Raw genomic sequence first — 2566 nt, 5'->3', positions numbered from 1 at the left:
CTAAACGGCTAAAAAAATAATTTGAACGGTATAAATTAAACCTAAAAAAAGGTCAACCTATATCAGGATAATACAAAAATCCCGAATTGAAAAGAATAATAGGAATTATATTGACAATTTTACTTCTGATTTCTTGTAAAAAAGAGGAAGAAAAAAGGAATCCTTTAGTTATTGAATATCAAGAAAAAGGGATTGAATATCAAATGGAAAATAAATCTGACAGTGCAATTGTATTCTACAAAAAAGCATTAGGAATTGAACCAACTGATATTACAACAATTGAAAGCTTGATAAAAACTTATTGGTGGAATGAACAACCTGAATTAGCTTTGAAAATCTTAAATGAAGTTCCGAACGAAATTAAAGAAAGTAATTCCATTCTAACTTTAAAGGGAATGACTCTTGAAAAAATGGACAATTTAAATGACGCAATGGAATTGTATAAAAAAGCATTTAAAGAAAGCCCGAAAATTCGCTACGAAAATGAGGAGAATATTATGGAGTTTATTGGTTATTTAACTTTACAAGCTGTTGTCGGAGAAAAGGAAAAAGCACTTGCGGAATTAAAAAAACTGAAAGGAAAAAAATTGACCGAATCTGAAAAACAATATATTAATTCCATTGAACCGATTATTAGAAATTATAAAGGTGGTGGCTATAATGGAATTTTAGGAAATAAATAAAAACTATTGCCAACACCGTATATAATTTATTGCTAGTTCTAGCCTACTTACGAAAATCCTCGCGGATTTTCTATTCGGTTTTTATTTGCTAAATTACGTGCTAAACCACGCAACAAACCATATACAACAACGTTAGGCAACATTTGGTGGAACGAAAAAAAACTCATACCTTTGACGTTAGTAACGTAAAACAATAATATGATAATTTCTTTTGGGTCGAAAGAAACTGAAAAAATTTGGAACGGAATTCGAGTAAAGAAATTACCAAATGAAATCCAAAATGTAGGTAGGAGAAAAATGAGAATGCTTAATAATTCGCAAGATATTGCAGATTTAAGAATTCCTCCTTCAAACCGACTTGAAAAGTTAACAGGAAATCTGAAAGAATATTATAGTATTAGAATTAATAAACAATGGAGAATCATCTTTATTTGGAACAACGGAAACGCAAGTGAAGTTGAAATAGTTGATTATCATTAAATGAAAATATTATGGAAAAATTAGCGAATATTCATCCAGGAGAAATTTTATTTTACGAATTTCTTGAGCCACTTGAAATTTCTGCATACAGACTTTCTAAGGATTTGAAAATCCCTCAAACAAGAATTTCGGAAATAATAAAAGGAAATCGAAGAGTAACAGCAGATACAGCTTTAAGATTGAGTAAATATTTTGGAAATTCAGCAAAATTTTGGCTCGGAATTCAAGATGATTTTGATATTGAAAATCAAAAAGGAAAAAAAGAAGCTGAATTGAATGAAATAAAACATTACGAAAATAACAACGTTGCCTAACACCGTGTAAAAAAAATTGCTGGTAAAAGCCTACTTACGAAAATCCTCTCGGATTTTCTTGGTTCGTGTTTATTTATTAACTTTATTGCTTAAACCACGCAACTTTTCCTACACAAACACGTTGCCACCAATTATGAAAAACATCTTACAATTAACAATATTTCTTTTTTCTATCGGAATATTAGCTTGTGATTGCGGAGCTCAAAGTATAACTGAAAAATTTATACAGTCTGAATTTGTTTCTAACATTACAATAATCAAAATATATCAAAATAAAGAAAACGAATTAGGATATAAAGCAGATATAAGAATTAATGAATTATTTAAAGGAGAACAACTAAAATCCATCTATATCTATGGAAGAAGCGATAATGCAATGGGAAGTTCTTGTGACATTTATATCCCAACAAATACGAAACTAATAGCATACGCTCGAAAAAATAAAGATGGGAATTATGGAATAGGAATGTGTTCAGGTTTAGTTTATTTTAATAAAGAAAATCAAGCAGAGCAAAGTCGAGAGATAAATATATTAAAGGAATTTAAGTTAAAAAAAATAAATTATACAAATAAATTGAACTACCAAGAAATGGGTAATCTTGGAGAAAATTTGGAGGAATTTAAAGGAATAGAGCTTAATAAAACTTATGGAATTTATGAGATAATATTTGACTCAAACTTAAAGATTAAGAAAGTTAAGAAGATAAGTGGTTTTGGAAAAAAAATAGATAAAAAATTAATTAAAATTATAGAAAAAACAGAATGGGCTATTTTTGGAAAAAAGACAAGTAAAAATAAAGAGTATGATAATAAATTATTAATTGGAATTTACTATTATCCAAAAGGAAAAGAAAATCCCAGTTTTTTAAGTCAATTTTATTTATAATAAACTGGTGGCAACACCGTATATAATTTATTGCTGGCTTATTGCCTACTTACGAAAATCCTCGCGGATTTTCTATTCGGTTTTTATTTGCTAAATTTAGTGCTTAAAACACGCAACAAACCATATACAACAACGTTATGTTTTATTGCTCAGGAAAATCTAAACGCAGGAAAAAAAAGCTGAACAGTCTCTCGCGAATTTTG

The 2566-nt window shown here is 28.7% G+C and carries 4 protein-coding genes; all 4 read left to right on the top strand.

Translation table 11 applies throughout. From position 1 onward, the window contains the following. Positions 1-86: 86 nt before the first annotated feature. Positions 87-683 (top strand): tetratricopeptide repeat protein, encoded by a 597-nt coding sequence (locus tag ACW9UN_RS16975; RefSeq protein WP_459487558.1) that lies wholly within the window; start codon positions 87-89, stop codon positions 681-683. Between the two features lie 198 nt (positions 684-881). Next, positions 882-1163, top strand: coding sequence for a type II toxin-antitoxin system RelE/ParE family toxin (locus tag ACW9UN_RS16970; RefSeq protein WP_459487557.1), 282 nt, complete (start codon positions 882-884; stop codon positions 1161-1163). Positions 1164-1174: 11 nt separating this feature from the next. Further along, a complete protein-coding gene (locus ACW9UN_RS16965) occupies positions 1175-1477 on the top strand; it encodes a HigA family addiction module antitoxin (RefSeq protein WP_459487556.1) in 303 nt (100 codons plus the stop codon). Positions 1478-1610: 133 nt separating this feature from the next. After that, positions 1611-2363, top strand: a complete 753-nt coding sequence (locus ACW9UN_RS16960; protein ID WP_459487555.1) for a netrin-like domain-containing protein — start codon at positions 1611-1613, stop codon at positions 2361-2363. Positions 2364-2566: the final 203 nt, after the last annotated feature.

The organism is Polaribacter litoreus (assembly GCF_054584775.1).
Note: the sequence above shows the minus strand (reverse complement) of the source record. Positions and strands in the feature narration are given on the sequence as shown.